General features: G+C 35.6%; 18 protein-coding genes and 1 pseudogene. 18 read left to right on the top strand and 1 reads right to left on the bottom strand.

The features are described from left to right. The first annotated feature begins 196 nt into the window (after window positions 1–196). From pepA to ytpR, 5 genes are all read left to right on the top strand, one after another. Entirely contained in the window at window positions 197–1,276 is a 1,080-nt protein-coding gene (gene pepA, locus P3R27_RS05365) for a glutamyl aminopeptidase (protein WP_034689137.1), read from the top strand. 123 nt (window positions 1,277–1,399) lie between these two features. Continuing rightward, window positions 1,400–1,720: a thioredoxin family protein gene (locus tag P3R27_RS05360; protein ID WP_034689135.1), complete on the top strand. Its 321-nt coding sequence runs from the start codon at window positions 1,400–1,402 to the stop codon at window positions 1,718–1,720. A 21-nt stretch (window positions 1,721–1,741) separates the two neighbouring features. Beyond that, window positions 1,742–2,197, top strand: coding sequence for a universal stress protein (locus P3R27_RS05355; RefSeq protein ID WP_034689132.1), 456 nt, complete (start codon window positions 1,742–1,744; stop codon window positions 2,195–2,197). A 52-nt stretch (window positions 2,198–2,249) separates the two neighbouring features. After that, window positions 2,250–2,471 carry a hypothetical protein gene (locus tag P3R27_RS05350; RefSeq protein WP_301399064.1) on the top strand — a complete coding sequence of 74 codons (222 nt, stop codon included), beginning with the start codon at window positions 2,250–2,252 and terminating at the stop codon, window positions 2,469–2,471. After that, window positions 2,468–3,073 (top strand): YtpR family tRNA-binding protein, encoded by a 606-nt coding sequence (gene ytpR / locus P3R27_RS05345; RefSeq protein ID WP_034689956.1) that lies wholly within the window; start codon window positions 2,468–2,470, stop codon window positions 3,071–3,073. Before P3R27_RS05350 ends, ytpR begins: the two co-directional genes overlap by 4 nt. Window positions 3,074–3,120: 47 nt before the next feature. On the opposite strand, the gene P3R27_RS05340 is transcribed toward ytpR, so the two are convergent. Further along, window positions 3,121–4,425, bottom strand: a complete 1,305-nt coding sequence (locus P3R27_RS05340; protein ID WP_301357291.1) for a S1C family serine protease — start codon at window positions 4,423–4,425, stop codon at window positions 3,121–3,123. A gap of 428 nt (window positions 4,426–4,853) precedes the next feature. Here P3R27_RS05340 and rlmH point away from each other — a divergent pair, with 428 nt between their 5' ends. From rlmH to P3R27_RS05275, 13 genes and pseudogenes are all read left to right on the top strand, one after another. After that, on the top strand, window positions 4,854–5,333 hold the full coding sequence (gene rlmH, locus P3R27_RS05335; RefSeq protein ID WP_034689953.1) for a 23S rRNA (pseudouridine(1915)-N(3))-methyltransferase RlmH: 480 nt from the start codon (window positions 4,854–4,856) through the stop codon (window positions 5,331–5,333). Window positions 5,334–5,704: 371 nt separating this feature from the next. Continuing rightward, window positions 5,705–6,043: a hypothetical protein gene (locus P3R27_RS05330; RefSeq protein WP_235186366.1), complete on the top strand. Its 339-nt coding sequence runs from the start codon at window positions 5,705–5,707 to the stop codon at window positions 6,041–6,043. Continuing rightward, entirely contained in the window at window positions 6,034–6,321 is a 288-nt protein-coding gene (locus tag P3R27_RS05325) for a hypothetical protein (RefSeq protein WP_051536279.1), read from the top strand. The genes P3R27_RS05330 and P3R27_RS05325 overlap by 10 nt, the downstream gene beginning before the upstream one ends. Next, window positions 6,322–7,320: a hypothetical protein gene (locus tag P3R27_RS05320; RefSeq protein WP_301357290.1), complete on the top strand. Its 999-nt coding sequence runs from the start codon at window positions 6,322–6,324 to the stop codon at window positions 7,318–7,320. After that, on the top strand, window positions 7,310–8,035 hold the full coding sequence (locus P3R27_RS05315) for a hypothetical protein (protein ID WP_051536272.1): 726 nt from the start codon (window positions 7,310–7,312) through the stop codon (window positions 8,033–8,035). Before P3R27_RS05320 ends, P3R27_RS05315 begins: the two co-directional genes overlap by 11 nt. 81 nt (window positions 8,036–8,116) lie before the next feature. Continuing rightward, on the top strand, window positions 8,117–8,347 hold the full coding sequence (locus tag P3R27_RS05310) for a hypothetical protein (RefSeq protein ID WP_301357596.1): 231 nt from the start codon (window positions 8,117–8,119) through the stop codon (window positions 8,345–8,347). A gap of 556 nt (window positions 8,348–8,903) precedes the next feature. Further along, the gene (locus P3R27_RS05305; RefSeq protein WP_051536270.1) at window positions 8,904–9,290 is read left to right on the top strand and encodes a DUF4176 domain-containing protein; all 387 of its coding nucleotides are present in this window, start codon (window positions 8,904–8,906) and stop codon (window positions 9,288–9,290) included. 207 nt (window positions 9,291–9,497) lie between these two features. Continuing rightward, window positions 9,498–10,223: a hypothetical protein gene (locus P3R27_RS05300; RefSeq protein WP_235186362.1), complete on the top strand. Its 726-nt coding sequence runs from the start codon at window positions 9,498–9,500 to the stop codon at window positions 10,221–10,223. Between the two features lie 263 nt (window positions 10,224–10,486). Further along, complete coding sequence (locus P3R27_RS05295; RefSeq protein WP_301356757.1) at window positions 10,487–11,200, top strand: TIM44-like domain-containing protein; 714 nt, start codon at window positions 10,487–10,489, stop codon at window positions 11,198–11,200. Window positions 11,201–11,465: 265 nt separating this feature from the next. Continuing rightward, a complete protein-coding gene (sstT, locus tag P3R27_RS05290; protein WP_301356758.1) occupies window positions 11,466–12,701 on the top strand; it encodes a serine/threonine transporter SstT in 1,236 nt (411 codons plus the stop codon). Window positions 12,702–12,724: 23 nt separating this feature from the next. Beyond that, window positions 12,725–12,937: pseudogene (locus P3R27_RS05285) on the top strand (hypothetical protein); the annotation flags it as partial. A 191-nt stretch (window positions 12,938–13,128) separates the two neighbouring features. Continuing rightward, window positions 13,129–13,773 (top strand): DUF998 domain-containing protein, encoded by a 645-nt coding sequence (locus P3R27_RS05280; RefSeq protein WP_034689942.1) that lies wholly within the window; start codon window positions 13,129–13,131, stop codon window positions 13,771–13,773. Between the two features lie 276 nt (window positions 13,774–14,049). Further along, window positions 14,050–16,131 (top strand): BglG family transcription antiterminator, encoded by a 2,082-nt coding sequence (locus tag P3R27_RS05275; protein ID WP_301356759.1) that lies wholly within the window; start codon window positions 14,050–14,052, stop codon window positions 16,129–16,131. Window position 16,132 lies beyond the last annotated feature (1 nt).

The following is a 16,132-nucleotide window of genomic DNA, read 5'->3' as shown; positions in this document are numbered from 1 at the left end:
TTGCCCTCCTTTACAATTACACAAGTTTCTTTGGCTTTATTTTACCACACTATCGGATTTTCTTTGAAATAAATAACCGTTTTGAAATAAAATACGGTATAATGATCACGATAGATTTGTCCAGATGCTATTTTTTTAAGACAAATCAAAGCTGAGATTGAAAGGAGACAAGTCTGAATTATAGACGATCATTATTATGGATGAAAAAACATTTCAACGTATCAAAGAATTAACAGAATTACAAGGAACAAGCGGTTTTGAACAAGATATCCGCGCGTACATGGAACAACACATGGAGCCACTAGTTGATGAATTACAATTAGATGGATTAGGTGGGATCTTTGGATTGCGTCATCACCAAGAAGCGGATGCCCCTCGTGTGATGGTGGCAGCACACATGGACGAAGTTGGTTTTATGTTGACACAAATCCAAGATAACGGATTGTTCAAAGTGGTACCGCTAGGTGGTTGGAATCCTTATGTAGTATCGGCTCAACGCTTTACATTGAAGACATCAACAGGGGAAAATTACCCATGTATTTCTTCTTCCGTTCCACCACATTTATTACGTGGTACAAGTGGTCAAAAGTCAGTCGAAGTAACAGATATTTTATTTGATGCTGGTTTTGAATCAAAAGAAGAAGCAATGAGTTTTGGTGTCCTACCAGGAGATACGATCGTACCTTTTGCAGAAACGATCAAAACAGCAAATGGCAAAAATATCATCAGTAAGTCATGGGATAACCGTTACGGTTGTACGATGGTCTTGGAAGCATTAGAAGCCCTAGAAAAAGAAACATTAGGTCATACGCTGATCGCCGGTGCTAACGTCCAGGAAGAAGTTGGTTTACGTGGATCAAAAGCTTCAGTGAACAAATTCAAACCTGATCTATTCTTTGCGGTAGACTGCTCTGCAGCGGATGATACAGTAACGAAAAAAGGCACATTTGGTCATCTAGGAGAAGGCACCTTGATGCGTATCCAAGATCCAGGATTGATCATGTTGCCACGTTTACGTGAATATTTACTAGATATTGCTGAAACAAACAATATTCCATATCAATACTTTGTATCAAAAGGTGGTACCGACGCGGGTGCTGCTCATACACAAAATGAAGGAATCCCAAGTACCGTTATCGGTGTGGTTGGGCGCTATATCCATACGCATCAAACGATGTTTAGTATCCGTGACTTTGAAGCAGCCAGAGAAATGTTGATCCAAACATTGAAGGGCTTAGATAAATCAACGGTGAATACGATCGTTTACGGAAAATAAGTAATCAACGAGTGAAGGCTATCCGCTTTTGCTCGTTTTTTATTTTTTAGATATAGTTTGGTCAGTTTTTTGTAAAGGTGTATAATTTAAGTAGAATATAGAATAAGAAAGAAGTGTGAACCTATGATTACTCCTAAAAGTCTTGAAGAAGTAGCCGGTTATGTTGAAAAAGGCAATCATATCTTTTTCTTTACTGCCGATTGGTGTGGCGATTGTCGCTTCATCAAACCACAAATGCCAGAGATCGAGCGCAGCTTTTCAGATTGGACATTTGTCGAAATGGATCGTGATGCGTATATCGACTTAGCAGCAGAATGGAATATTTTCGGTATTCCAAGTTTTATTGTCATTAAAGATGGGAAAGAGCTAGGTCGTCTGGTCAATAAAGATCGTAAAACAAAAGAAGAAATCGAACAGTTTTTAACAAAAACGATTCAGCAGTGAGAAACGAGAGGAGTGGGAAAAATGGAACAAGCATATAAGAAAATCTTAGTTGGAATTGACGGAAGCGAGCAAGCGTTTGCTGCATTCAAAAAAGCCGTTGAGGTAGCTCGTAGAAATGACGGCACAGTATATGTGACGAATGTGATCGACCAACAATTTTATCAATTTATGGGGTATACGCCTATTGACCAATCCTTGATCGATCAACAGACTGAATCAGCAAAAGAATTGATTGAAGAATGTAAAAATTACGGAAAATCCGTTGATTACCAAAAAATAGAAGGTATTGTGGCTTACGGTTCGGTCAGAGAATCTATGGCAGTAAAACTACCAAAGAAATATCAAATCGACTTGATCATGATTGGTCAATCAGGGTTAAATGCCGTTGAACGTTTTATGACTGGTAGTGTGGCAAGCTATGTGATTCGACAAGCTCCGTGTGATGTCTTAGTCGTTTCAGAACCAAGAGAAGCATAGTTTTTGATTCAATAGGCAGATCCTTGAACAAAAAAAGACGAGGAAACGAAAGATGGTGCATTTCGTTTCCTCGTCTTTTTTTGTGATCCGTGCTTTCTTTTTATTCCGGCAAGGTTTCCTAAGAGAATTTATCATGCAAGAACCGCCTTTTTTTGTTAAGATAAAGCAAGAGAGTTTGGCGCTGGACTACGTTGGGTTTCCCGAAAGTACGATGTCTTCAGTTGCCATAAATAAAAAACAACTTCAACAAATGATATTGGAGGAAACAAAATGATTTTTGCTTATAATCGCGCACATGTGGGCGACACACTAATGGTGATCGTAGCCGACGATAAAGGAACAGAAAATACCGCTATTCGCAAATGGAATGTTGCGCAGATCAAAGATGAATCTGGCCAAATCGTTGCATGGAACTTTTTCCATATCTCAGATCATCTAACAATTGAAGGCAACGGGCAAGTAACGATTTCTGAAGAACAATTAGCTGAATTGAACCGTTTGATCAAGGAAGCTGGCTTTGGAGAAACACTCGAAAAAGACAATCAACCGAAAATCGTTGTTGGTTTTGTTAAAACTTGTGAACCTCATCCAGATTCAGACCACTTATCAGTAACTGAAACAGAAGTAGATGGTGGCGAAGTTTTACAAATCGTTTGTGGTGCACCAAATATCGAAGCAGGGCAAAAAGTAGTCGTTGCCAAACCAGGTGCAATGATGCCAGATGGTATGATGATTTGGCCTGGAGAATTAAGAGGGGTCAAAAGTGACGGAATGATTTGCTCTGCAAAGGAACTTCACGTACCTAACGCCCCAGAGAAAAAAGGCATCTTAGTTTTACCTGAAGATGCGATAGTTGGCGAAGCATTCAAAAACTAGCAATAATAAAAAAACGACTACCTCCACTGAGGTAGTCGTCTTTTTTATTAATTATTTGAGCCATTGGAACTATTTGAATTTCCTTTGTTTAATGCAGTATTATCAATTGTCAATTTGATATCTACAGTTTTTTCTTCTTCGCCACGGTAATAAGTGATCTTCACAGTGTCACCAACTTTTTTACCATAAAGCACAGACTGTAATTCAACACCAGATGAGACTTCTGTATCATCGATTTTTGTGATGACATCATATTGTTCTAAGCCAGCTTTTTCCGCAGGCGTTGCTGGTTGAACAGAACGAATGATCACGCCATTTGTTACAGAAGATGGTAATTTTAAGATCTGTTCCTGTTGTTGTGTAGAAACGGCTGAAAGATCGGTCATTGTGATACCCAGTGCAGGGCGTGTTACTTTTCCATCTCTTTCAAGTTGATTGATGATATTTACGACATCATTACTTGGAATCGCAAAGCCCATTCCTTCAACACTTACACTTGAAGAATCAGAAGTCGATGCAATTTTACTTGAATTGATACCAATGACTTGTCCTTCGATATTAACTAGTGGACCACCAGAGTTCCCCGGGTTGATCGCTGCATCTGTTTGGATCGCGTTGATATTGACCGTTTCATTAGATTCATTGGTACTTGTCACTTGGCGATTCAAGGAAGAAATGATCCCTGATGTTACGGAATTCGCGTATTGAGAACCTAGAGGAGAACCAATCGCAATCGCAGGTTCGCCGACTTTCAATGAAGCAGAATCGCCAAATGAAGCAACAGTGTCGACTTTGTCAGCACTGATTTTCAATACAGCTAAATCAGTGTAAGCATCTGTACCGACTAATTCTGCTTTCACTTTTGTTCCATCTTTTAATAAAACTTCTAACCCTTGTTGTCCATCGACCACGTGATTATTCGTCACGATATAAGCGGAACCGCCCTCTTTTTTATAGATCACACCGCTACCTTCACTGTAAGCTTGCAATTCGCCATCTTCGCCACTACTTTCTTGTTGTTGGCCAAATAATGAACCAAACGGGTCAGATGATGAACTTTGTTTTTGTAGGTTGATAACAGAAACAACTGCTCCTTGTACTTTATCTACTGCAGAAGTGATATCTGAATCTACATTGACTTTTACATTTTCGACAACTGTTTCGCCTGATGCATTTTGTGTCCCACTGCTAGAAGAAGTCGTTACTGAGTTACCACCTCCAGTTGCTGCATAAAAAATACCGAAAGTCAGTAATCCGCCAATCACGCCACCAACTACGCCAAGACCTAGCTTTCGCCAAATGCCATTAGATTTTCTTTTTTTCATTTTTGGTGTCACATCTCTTCTGTCCATGTGATCTGCCTCCATTTATTATTTTCTAGATAAGTTAAGTATAGACTTATTTACTAGATTTAGTCTACTTCCAGACTGTGAACTTTTTATGAAAAACATTAGGAAAAATAATTGTTTTCAGATGAAAAAATTAAATACAAACTTATACACAGAAATTGTGGAAAAGTATTTGTAAAAAATGCGTATAATTGTCCATAAAAGTTATCAACAACTTGTGGAAAAAGTGGAAAAATCTGTGCGAAACATATGTTTGCTTAAGAAATACTTATGAAATAAGTAATAAAACCACGATAAACTGTGGATAAACCTGTGGAAGATGTGTATAACTATGTGGGAAAACTTTTTTAAATCACTTTCTTGAATAAGCATCCTCAATTATAATAAGGAAGGAATAAATCGACATGGAAGAATGAGGAAAGGAAATAATTATGAATATAAAAATCATCTCAGTAGGAAAATTAAAAGAGAAATATCTGATTCAAGGAATCAATGAGTACGTTAAGCGTCTTAAAGCCTACGGAAAAATCGAACTAATAGAAGTACCTGACGAAAAAGCACCAGAAAATCTTAGCGAAGCTCAAATGCGCCAAGTCAAAGAAAAAGAAGGCGAGCGTATACTCGCAAAAATCAAAGATCATGAATTTGTCTACGCTTTAGCGATCCAAGGCGAAAATCCTACTAGTGAAGCCTTTGCCAAGCAAATTGATCAATTAGGCATCCAAGGGAAAAGCCAGCTCGTCTTTGTCATCGGTGGCTCGTTAGGATTAAGCGATGATGTCATGCAACGCAGCAATGCCCAAATCTCTTTCGGCAAAATGACCTACCCTCATCAACTGATGCGCCTGATCCTAGTTGAACAAATTTATCGTGCATTTCGGATCAATACTGGGGCTCCATACCACAAATGAAATAATTATCCATATCAAGATCGACTGTCAATAAATGGCGGTCTTTTTTGTTATTTTAACGATTGTTAGACTGAAACGATGTTTTATGATATCTTTTATTTTTCAACTGATTATTATATTAAAATGAAAATATATAGAAGGTATAAAATTAATTTTATAAGTTATTTTATTTGATCAAAGGGCTCAATTTTTTATGAAATAATAAAAATCGCTTTAATTGTTTTAAATATGAAAATAATTCAGATAAAATGCGTATTTAGTTTAAGCAGGCCAGTATCTAAAGAGCAAAGCTATCGTTTAGGAAAAAGAATATTGCAAGAAATCAACCATCAAATATCTAAGAAGGTGAATGACTGTCAATAGACAATGAAATGATCTATGAGAATCAAAAAGAAATTCGGAAAGTGGAACAGCAACAAGACGAATTAGCAAATGGGAAACCTAGGGTAGAAAACCAGCTTCTTCAATTAGAAAAAGAACTTCAAAGAGGTTTTCGCCAATTATCTGAATTGAATCATGAAGATATCCAACAAGGTATGGCCAATGCAAATTGGATGCAGAAGGAGTATGAAGCAAAGCAACAAGCATTTCAACAACGATTTCATCAGGCACATGAAGAACTTGGTTTTTCGTACAGGAAAACTTTACAAGGATTAGAAGTAAAAAGAGAAGAGTTGTTTGCAGAAAGGAGAACATTAGAGTGGAGTTAGTATATGTGAGTGGGGAATCATCAGAATTTATGTCAGCGTTAAAGAAGAACTTAGCAAGTAGTAAAGAAACGATCAATCAACTAAAGAGAGGAAGTCAAAAAGTCGTGTCAGCTGTTAACGGAAACGAATTATCTGGTGCAGCATATACAGCAGCAAAAGGATTATTTAGTGAATTGATCATTCCGACAATTATACGAACAACGAATGCGGTTGAAAAAATTGAACAGGAGCTACAAAGGTATAAAGTCGCAGATCAGATTGTAGCAATGGAAGGATAATTGGATGAAAACAAACTGAACCAACAACTGGCGGCGACACGAGTTATGAAAGCATCAGTAGACACGACTTATGCTTTTGTCCGATCCCAAGCACAAAGTAATCCGTTCATCGGCATTCTCGAAACATTGCTAAATGTCCAACGAGATCTAGATCGTATGTCAGAAAGCTTTCAACAAGATATTGATCAATTACAAAATAAACTAAAAAAATTACATAATTTCAATACTCAAACTAGTGGATTATTCAGTCATAGTTTGGATGAATTAAAACTGGCAATGCAGGGTGTATTAGTATTAAAGAATACGCGAGTGAGGACAGATGGTTCATATTTGTTACCACAAGGGATAAATAAAAAGTGGTTTACTTCTGATCAAATGGATATAGAAAATTATGATGAAGTTATTTCAGTACTTCAAACAACAGGGGGGACTCTGGCTAGTGAGAAAACAGAGAAACTATTTATACAAAAAGGAATACAGCATGGTCAAGATGCTTCCGACTATATCTGGAAAAACCGATATTCATTAGAATTACCAGACGGAAAGATTTTGGGAGAAGTTCCTGGAGCCACTCTAGCTGCAAGAGAATCGGCTGAGAATGCAATAAAAGGGGTATTTAAATATGGAGGTAAGGTAATAACAGAAGGAGCAGGATTATTAATTGGTGTAGGGATAGATATAGTTTCAGGTGATAGTGCTGAAGAGGCTTGGGGAAAAGGAATAATTACAGGATTAGCGAGTGCAGGAGTAGTAAGTGGTATAAAGCTTAGTACGGGAGCATTAGCTGCAGTTGGACTAATTTCTGCTCCTGTAAGTATTGGTATAGTAGGTTCTATAGCTGTAGGTATAGGTGTAGGTATTGCGAATGATATTTTAAGAGAAAAATTCAAATTTATTAGAGATTTTGAAGATAGTGTGGGACAAGCAGTAGTATCTGGATGGGGTGATTTCACTGCAGGGGTGAGTGGTTTTATTGGAGGCCTATCAGATGGAATATAACCGTAACATTATTGGTGGGAAAATATATAATATTGCATTTCAAAAAAATAAAATTATTCGTGGTTGGTTGTTATTAGTAACAGAAAACAATGAGGAATTTGTTGTTCGACAAAACTCTAATTTCTTAAGATTAGGCAACTATCATTTAAAAAGAGAAATATATAAATCTAATACTTCCTTAAAGAGTTTTTCTGTTGACTACAAAGAGACGGAAAAAGAGAATAAGAAAAAATCGAACAGTAATTACATAGGTAGTGCGATTGCTTTAGTATTATATCCAATAATAAGAAAAATAGTTCCAGTTGAATGGTTATGGGGTAATTCTGATCAATCTTTTAATTTTTCTATAGGTATAAAAAATCTATTGTTTTTTTGGCTAACTATAATAGTTTGCTTGTACTTTTGTTCATTCTTTAGAAAAAGAAATTTTCTTTTTAAAATGATGAATAATGGTTTTGATGTAAGTTTTTTAGGAAGGATAAATCTGATTAATAATTCTAAATATACAAAAAAAGTATGGACAATAAATAATCTAGTTGGTCTAGCTTTGATTATTTGTTTGACAATCATTTTTTTGTTTATAATACCTTTTTTAGTACAAGCAAGATTGCTAAGTTTGTTGAGTTTTTATATAGTTAAAATTATTTTGTTCAATGGTAAAGTTTGGTTCGTTAATAATGATGTGAAATATATAATGTTAGAAAGTGTATCTTGAGTAAATGATATGTAAATAGAAGATGGTTAGATTAGAAATTTATGCTTTGATAAAAAAAGAGTAATTCCAGGTTGGTGTCTATTGATTTCAGATAATAATGAAGAATATTTAATAAGACAAAACAATTTCATGGTAGGTTTAAAGCAATATAGGGTTAATAGAAAGATCTATCAAGCCAGTATTTCTTTGAGTGAATTCAGTATTTCTGGTTTAGAAATGGAAAAGGAAATTAAGAAAAAATCAGAAAAAAGTCATTTAGGAGTAGCCATGGGACTTCTTTTAAGTAACTTAGTAAGGAATTTTATTCCATAGAATTGGCCTTGGGGCAAAAGTAATTTGCCAATAGATATGTTGGAAGGAATCATCAATTTATTATTCTTCTGGTTAACATTAGTCATTTGTCTTTCTGTTGTCTCTTATTGGCGAAAAAATAGATTAAAAAAGGAATTAGAAAAAAGAGGTAGTTCTTTAAAACGTATAGGTAAGGGATATGCAATTACTCCATTGATCATTACACAAAAAAATTTAAAGTGGTGGTGAGAAGAATGAAGATGATTCATTGCGTAAAGGTATTAATAGTAGGGATAGGATTGCTTATATTTTATGGCATATTTACGCTAGTTCTTGCTTTTTTTGATACAAGAAAGATTATTATTTGTTCTTACAGTGTTTATTCTTGTAAGTACTATATATAATGGCAAAATATATTCAACAAAAAAAAGTGAAATATAAAATAATATTTGATAAAGATGATCGGTAAATATGTATATCCTTTTTTGTATTAAATTTCTTATGGAATAGAAGTCGGAAATACAGAGATTGAGCCTACTAATAGCAACAGCTATAATAACTAGAATGAAGAATACATATGAAACAAACTAATTTATTGCCTTTGGGTAGTGTTGTGTACATGAAAGAAGGAATTATGCCATTACTAATTGTTGCGCGACAACCGATTTTGAAGATGCAAGAGGAAATTTATTACTTAGATTATGCTGCAGTAAATCAACTAACTGGTTTAAATAATATTGAAGAAATAGCGTATTTTAATAACGAGGACATTCGCGAAATTTTATATCAAGAATATATAAGTAAAAATGAAAAAACAGTTTTAACAGCCTTAGAAGAATGGAAGCAAAATAATTTGGATATCCCTAAAGGTAAAGTTATTGATCTAAAACAAACTTCTAAGAAAAAAGAATACGGGGATTTAAGAAAAAAATCTTTCTTGGAAGAAGAAACATTTGGTTTTTAATTTTATATTGAGTTAATGAGAATGCTAGCAAGGATTATTAAGCCCATCAAATACAATTTAAAGATGAGGAGCAAGATCGTTTTGGTTGGTTTTTTATGAAAAAATCACAGAAATAAAATACTATAGAACTGTTTTGAAACTAATTAAGTAATAGCTTATAATGCTAAATTTTCCAGAATCAACTGAGAAACTTGAAGGAGGCTTTAGATGATAGGAAACAACTGTGCCCAAGAGATTAAAAGAATTAATGGCAGATATTATTTACTGGAATTAAATGATGGATTGTACATTGTTGATTATTTTAAGTTAATGAGGCTGAGAAACTTTTTTCCGTTTAGTACCTTTTACGACAACGCTCCAAAAAAAAGTTGGACTGCATATAAAGTAACTGGATCAGCAGAAATTTTTGAAGGTAAAAAAATACCTGAAATACAATTTTATGTTCCTGAATCTTATGGGATTTTCGGAGTTTTTGTAATTAGTCCTTTTCTTATATTTTTGGGCTATCTTGAATCAATATATTTAGCTCTATTGATTGGTAGTGTTCTTAGTACATATGGAATAATATCAACCTGTCGACTATTACATAACAATAAGAAAGTGAAAGAAATCGTTAAAGATACGACAATTGTACAGTTAGTACTTGTTGAAAATAAAAGGTCAAAAATTTATGTATTTCTGAGTAATTTTTTATCATGTGTATATGGTATATTTGTAGGTTACCTATTTATATCGGCAATTTTATCAGGTGACTTTTGGAAAGTTATTTTTGTTTCATTAGTATCACCTACAATTTCATTAATATTTGGAAAAATCATATCAAATTTTAGAGAAGTCCCAGATGTATCTTCTAAATATCAAATTGAAAAAAGAAGAAAATCACATGAAAGATTATCAATTGAAATGATTGTACATTTGAAACCATTATTCTAATCTATTACGGGAATAAACAGAAGAATGTTTGAAAAGAAAGAATATGACTACTAGAATTTCCAAAATTTAAGTTTATATAGAATATGTATTTATTTTTTAGTCGACCTTTAAGCATTTAGGAGCATAGGTGCTGTATCTTTGAGTATCTATCAAAAAATCCTACCAAATAAAGAAAAATTAGGGAATCCTTCATTGCTCCATAGGAATCTTGTAATAATTATTTGATAAGGTATCATCGTGGGGGATTGAGAAAGAGGATTCAGATGAAGAAAAATTATCAAGTGATTTGTCTATTGATCATGGCTTTTTTGTTTTTTATGCCTGTTCAAACTTTTGCCGTAGCAGGTGGGCATGGTGGTGGTTCAACCGGTGGTGGCTCTGGTGGCGGTTCGATAGGGGGAGGTTCCAATTCCTATTATCGGAGGAGTCGGACGACTAATAGTAACAGTACGTCAGAAGATTTTCTCTTTGTTGGCTTATCATTAGGAAGTATATTTGTTTTTTCTTTAGTTAAAAAAAAGAAAACGCACAGTACGGATATCCATGATTTGTTATCAAGAATGCCTGGAACAAAGCGTGAAAAGAAAAAATTGCTTTCTGAGATCAACACAATCTTTTATGCAATACAAAAATCTTGGGAAGAAGAGGCACCTGAAAAAGTAAAAAATTGTTATACTTCAAGATTACTTGAAGAACACCAGCAAGTATTACAAAAAAATAAAGATGAAGGTGTAAGAAATCATACAACGAAAATAGCCATTCAAGAATTGGCTAACTACCGACAGATCAATGATACTAGTTTCTCTATTCGAATCGATTTTAGTTGTTTCGATTACTTAGTCGATCGAAAGAACCAGCAGTTGATTTCAGGAGATAAGCGGGAAAGGCTTTATTTTTCGCAAGTATGGTATTTCAACTACTCTGAAAAAGAAAAAATTTGGCAAGCAGATTTTATTCAACCGATATTTTTAGATTGATAGCGTGTCTTTAGGCGAAGAACTAGCTCTTAGGATAAATCTATCACTAAATTCATTCTTTTTATAAAAAATATTTATAGGAGTCATCATTGCAATTTGTGCCTAAGATTATAATGATGTTTTTTATTTTTCCAAATCAAAATCGTTCGTTATTTTTTTAAGGGACACATAGATATGCGAAATAACAAGAATTTTCTGAAAATTAATCTTTTGTTTCTCTCATGAAGATGTTAGAATAGTTGTTAATCTATAAAGGGGTGATTGTTTGTTAGAGAAATTTTTGGACATGTCGTTAGTCCAACGTATTGGTTGCGGTATTTTAATTGGTATAATATTAGGTATTTTTTTACCGACCTGGGGATTTATTGCTTTATTGGGAACGTTGTTTGTTAGTTGTTTAAAAGCGATTGCGCCGCTGTTAGTGTTTTTCTTGACTGCAGCTTCAATTGCAAAACATAAAATGGGGAATGAAACATTCGTAAAGCCGATTTTAGGATTGTATTTAGGTGGGACTTTTTTAGCGGCTTTTGTGGCGGTGATCACTAGTTCGATTTTTACGGTACCGATCACTCTACAGGAAACTGTTTCGGAACAAGCGCCTCAAAATATTGGGACTGTTTTATCAACGATACTGACCAATGTCACGCAAAATCCGATTCAAGCAATTATTGACTCTAATTATTTAGGTGTGCTATTTTGGGCGGTATTATTAGGATTGGCATTGCGGACACGTACGGAAGCAACGAAAGAAGTTATCGATCAGATTTCGGTCGCATTGTCACAGGTGGTTCAATTGATTATTTCTTTCGCTCCGATCGGTATTTTGGGGTTAGTCTATGAATCAATTGCAACGACTGGTCTTTCTGGACTGACCGAGTATCTCCAATTAGTTCTTGTGTTAGTAGGTACGATGCTCTTTGTTGCTTTGATCATCTATCCATTACTTACTTTTTTGTTTATCAAAGAAAATCCCTATCCATTAATTTTCTTTTGTTTAAAAGAAAGTGCAATCTCTGCTTTCTTTACGCGTAGTTCTGCGGCGAACATTCCGATCAATATGATGTTGGCAGAAAAACTGAAATTAACAAAGGAATCTTATGCCATTTCGATTCCATTAGGAGCAACGATCAATATGGGGGGAGCGGCAGTGACGATTACAGTGATGACGTTAACGACTGTTCAGGCACTAGGTATCGAAGCTTCTTTTGGCTTGAAATTGATTTTAAGCATCTTGGCGGCTTTAGCTGCTTGTGGTGCATCTGGAGTAGCTGGGGGTTCATTACTATTGATTCCTTTGGCTTGTAGCTTATTTGGCATCTCAAATGATATTGCGATGCAAGTGGTAGGAATCGGGTTTATTATTGGGGTCATCCAAGACTCAGTTGAGACAGCTTTAAATTCTTCCAGTGACTTACTATTTACTGCAATTGGTGAACTAGGTGCTAGAAAAAGAAATGGCGAGGATGTTTCGATCAAAAGTCGTTTGAGTGAATTGCAATAGAGGAATCTTTCTATCGTCATTTGTTAACAGGGCTATCACAAAAGGTCAGCCCTTCTTCTACGGTGTTTGGAGGGACCATTCTCAATACGATCATCGTAGAAGTTTGTGGACAGTTAATTTCTGAGGGAGTGAAACACCCACCGATTTTTTATTCTGCCAATATAGACGGTGGCGATCAATTGAATACTGAATTATTTGAAACGTACAAAGAGGTCATTCATTATCCATTCATTTAAACTAGCTCGTCGTGAACCATTGATTTTAAAATGATAACTTTTTTGAGAATATAGTTAATAAGCTCTATCAAAGCAAAAAATCCTTTGATCCTAAACCACTGAGTGTGACAGAATCAATAGGATTTTTTGTTTTGCAATTAAATTGAAAATGTTATTCTGTATATAAGAATAAAAGTGTTTTGGAGGAGTACATGGTTTTTTTACGACGTTATGGGCTTTATTTTTTATTTCTAGGAGTATTGAGTGATTTTTCAACACCTTATATTTTGGGCTTGTTCTATCCAGGCTTAGATCAATTGAGGTTGCCAATCAGTGTATTCGGTGACGTCACAAGTCCAGTGAGAACATTCTTTCTTGTTTGTTCTGTTTTTTCAGGCATCTTTTTTAGCTTATCCTTACCTGCACTGTATTCTTCGTTTGAAAAAGTATCTACTCATTTAGCGAAATGGTTGGTTGTTTCACTAGGTTTCTATGCGATAGGCGATTGCCTTTTTACAGGATTGTTTAGTCTTAACACCCAAGCTACTTCGTGGGATTTCTCAACGTGGGTACATAATGTTGGTTCTAGTTTAGGTTATAGTGGCTTTCTTTTATTTCCGGTTTTTGCTTTATTGCTTTATCGAAAAGAAGCGAATCAACCAATCCGTCGAGTGTATATCGTTTTAATCAGCTTGAGTCTGCTGAGTGCGATGATTTACGGACTGGCAAGGATCCCAGTGCTGAATCACCTTCCACTATTAGATAAACTAGGTTTTTGTCAAAGATTGAGTTACTTCTTCAATTATTTAACGATCATATCAGTAGGTACCAACCAACTAAAACGAGTGACAAAATAGCTGTTTGGGTGAGCGAAATGGTTATTTCTAAACAATCGAATAAGCGAGCTTCCTGAAGAGGATTTTTTCGAGAAATGAGCCGCGCAAGCCAAAAATAGGAGAGACTATTTTCGACTTGTGCGGCTCATTTCTCGAAAGTAGGTACTTCTGCTACTTTCTTGCTTGAAAAATTAGTACAGGTGTTCTTACTTTTCTGCCAACTTAATTGGCAGAAATCTCTACTTTTTATTTTGGAAGCGCAAACATATACTTGGTTCAGAAAGGAAAATCAATCATATGAAAACGAGAACGATTGAGTTACTTCAAAGATTTAGAGCATATCATTATCCAATCAAAGCGGAACAATTAGCGTTAGAGTATCAAGTCAGTCAACGAACGATTCGTCAAGATGTGCTGGATGTCAATAGTTGGTTGCGAGCCAATCAATTAGCAGAGATCCAAACGGTTCGTAAGCAAGGGTTTCTGTTGCGTTTAAGCGATGAGGAAGAAAAAAGACTGACAGAAGCATTGGTGACTTATCAAGAGGAGTTGTTGAATCGTGACGAGAGGACCTTTGATTTAGTGTTATCAATTGCTTATGAGCAACAGCCAGTTTATTTGAATCGTAAGGAAGAAGCATTCATGATCTCGAAAAGTACGATGGATGAAGATATGCGTCGTTTGCGAGCGGATTTGATCAAATACGGTATCGAGATCGTGAGTTTTGGCAGACAGGGATTGGTCTATAAAGGAGCGGAGCGCTCCATCCGCACGATGATTTATGACTTGATTAATAAAAATCTAGGGAGAATTGATTTTTCAGCAAGAAACGGTACGAAAATCACTGCGGCTCAAAGAATTTTCCAACAGTATTTTTCACCTTCGGAGATTGTAAAGCTCGAAGCCATCTATACAGATACTATGATCAGACAAGAAGATGATATCTACAAAAATCAACTGTTGCTGTTTACAATGATCTGGGTCCAGCGAGTCAGAAAGCATGAACTTATTTCAGCAATCAATTGGAAAAATAATAACGAAAAAAAAGACTGTTTCACTGATTTTATTGAAAAAGTCATCGTTGAGTTTCGCTTGACAGACGTTCCACCGGTTGAAAAAAACTACCTTCGTTTTACGATTGAGACATTCAGTTCAAAAGATATCAGTAATTCATTGGAATGGGTCCAAGCCCAACTGTTGACGATCCAACTGATCCAATTCGTCGAGGAACAGACCCGTATCCCATTTCACTTAAAAGAAGAAATCCTGTGTGAAAATCTTTATAAACATATGACCGCTTTGATTATCCGCATGAAACATCGAATCCAAGTCACGAATCCTTTGAAAGAAAATATTCGGGCTAATTACCGTCCAATTTATGAAGCCGTTGAGTTGTTTGTCCCAACGATCGAGGAAGTCATTGGTGGAGAGATAATCGAAGATGAACTTGCTTTTCTAGTGATCCATTTTTCGACGATTGCTAGCACGATCAAACAGAATGTTACGTACATGTATAAATCAGTGGTGGTTTGTCACCATGGACTGGCGACAGGCAATCTATTAGCAGAAAATTTAAAAGAGAAGTTCCCACAAATTGAAGTTGTCGCGGTATTGAGTTCTAAAGAAGCAGAGTTGGTGGATAAGTTGGATGTCGACTTGATTTTCAGTACGTTCCAATTATCAGATCAGAACAAGCCGTTGCTCGTGTTGGAGCCTATTTTAACCGATGCGAATCGTCCGATCATTGCAGATTTTTTAAATGCTCACCAAAAGGTCCAACGACTGATTCCGACAGAGAGTGGGCAAACAGAATTGTTTACCGACGTTTTGCGGATCGTGGAAGAAAGTGGAGGCAAGATTGATCGGCCAATCTACACCAAATTAGAAACATTATTTGAGCAAAATCATTTAGAAATCAATAAAAGGGAGATCCAACCAATGCTAAAAGACATTTTGACAGATAATCATATATTGATCCAAGAACACGTAGACAATTGGCAAGAAGCGATTGAACGAGTGGCTAAACCATTGTTGAAAGAAAATATCGTTGAGTCAAGTTATGTTGATGCGATGGTCCGTGCAGTAGAAGAGTATGGCGCCTATATCGTTATTGGCAAGCATCTGGCATTAGCCCATGCCAGACCAGAAGATGGCGTCAATAAGTTAGGCGTGAGTGTCGCGACAATTCGTCAGCCAGTTGATTTTGGCAATGAAGAGATGGACCCAGTAAAAATCATTTTCTGCTTAGCAGCAGTGGATTCATATTCCCATTTAACCATCATGAAGGAGTTGATCGAGTTGATCAATGACGAAACGAAATTGACTCGTTTGATCGAAAGTCCAAATGTAGATTCATTTAAAAAACTACTATTTAAGTAGC

The organism is Enterococcus spodopteracolus, assembly GCF_030441955.1.
In the GTDB taxonomy this organism is placed as follows: domain Bacteria; phylum Bacillota; class Bacilli; order Lactobacillales; family Enterococcaceae; genus Enterococcus_B; species Enterococcus_B spodopteracolus.
The sequence above is the reverse complement of the archived record's forward strand: the minus strand, read 5'-3'. Positions and strand labels throughout refer to the sequence as shown.

Excerpts from the sequence above, each read along its gene's own strand:
- pepA (WP_034689137.1), top strand. The coding sequence starts at position 197 with ATGGATGAAAAAACATTTCAACGTATCAAAGAATTAACAGAATTACAA.
- P3R27_RS05360 (WP_034689135.1), top strand. The coding sequence starts at position 1,400 with ATGATTACTCCTAAAAGTCTTGAAGAAGTAGCCGGTTATGTTGAAAAA.
- P3R27_RS05355 (WP_034689132.1), top strand. The coding sequence starts at position 1,742 with ATGGAACAAGCATATAAGAAAATCTTAGTTGGAATTGACGGAAGCGAG.
- P3R27_RS05350 (WP_301399064.1), top strand. The coding sequence starts at position 2,250 with ATGGTGCATTTCGTTTCCTCGTCTTTTTTTGTGATCCGTGCTTTCTTT.
- ytpR (WP_034689956.1), top strand. The coding sequence starts at position 2,468 with ATGATTTTTGCTTATAATCGCGCACATGTGGGCGACACACTAATGGTG.
- P3R27_RS05340 (WP_301357291.1), bottom strand. The coding sequence starts at position 4,425 with ATGGACAGAAGAGATGTGACACCAAAAATGAAAAAAAGAAAATCTAAT.
- rlmH (WP_034689953.1), top strand. The coding sequence starts at position 4,854 with ATGAATATAAAAATCATCTCAGTAGGAAAATTAAAAGAGAAATATCTG.
- P3R27_RS05330 (WP_235186366.1), top strand. The coding sequence starts at position 5,705 with ATGATCTATGAGAATCAAAAAGAAATTCGGAAAGTGGAACAGCAACAA.
- P3R27_RS05315 (WP_051536272.1), top strand. The coding sequence starts at position 7,310 with ATGGAATATAACCGTAACATTATTGGTGGGAAAATATATAATATTGCA.
- P3R27_RS05305 (WP_051536270.1), top strand. The coding sequence starts at position 8,904 with ATGAAACAAACTAATTTATTGCCTTTGGGTAGTGTTGTGTACATGAAA.
- P3R27_RS05300 (WP_235186362.1), top strand. The coding sequence starts at position 9,498 with ATGATAGGAAACAACTGTGCCCAAGAGATTAAAAGAATTAATGGCAGA.
- P3R27_RS05295 (WP_301356757.1), top strand. The coding sequence starts at position 10,487 with ATGAAGAAAAATTATCAAGTGATTTGTCTATTGATCATGGCTTTTTTG.
- P3R27_RS05280 (WP_034689942.1), top strand. The coding sequence starts at position 13,129 with ATGGTTTTTTTACGACGTTATGGGCTTTATTTTTTATTTCTAGGAGTA.
- P3R27_RS05275 (WP_301356759.1), top strand. The coding sequence starts at position 14,050 with ATGAAAACGAGAACGATTGAGTTACTTCAAAGATTTAGAGCATATCAT.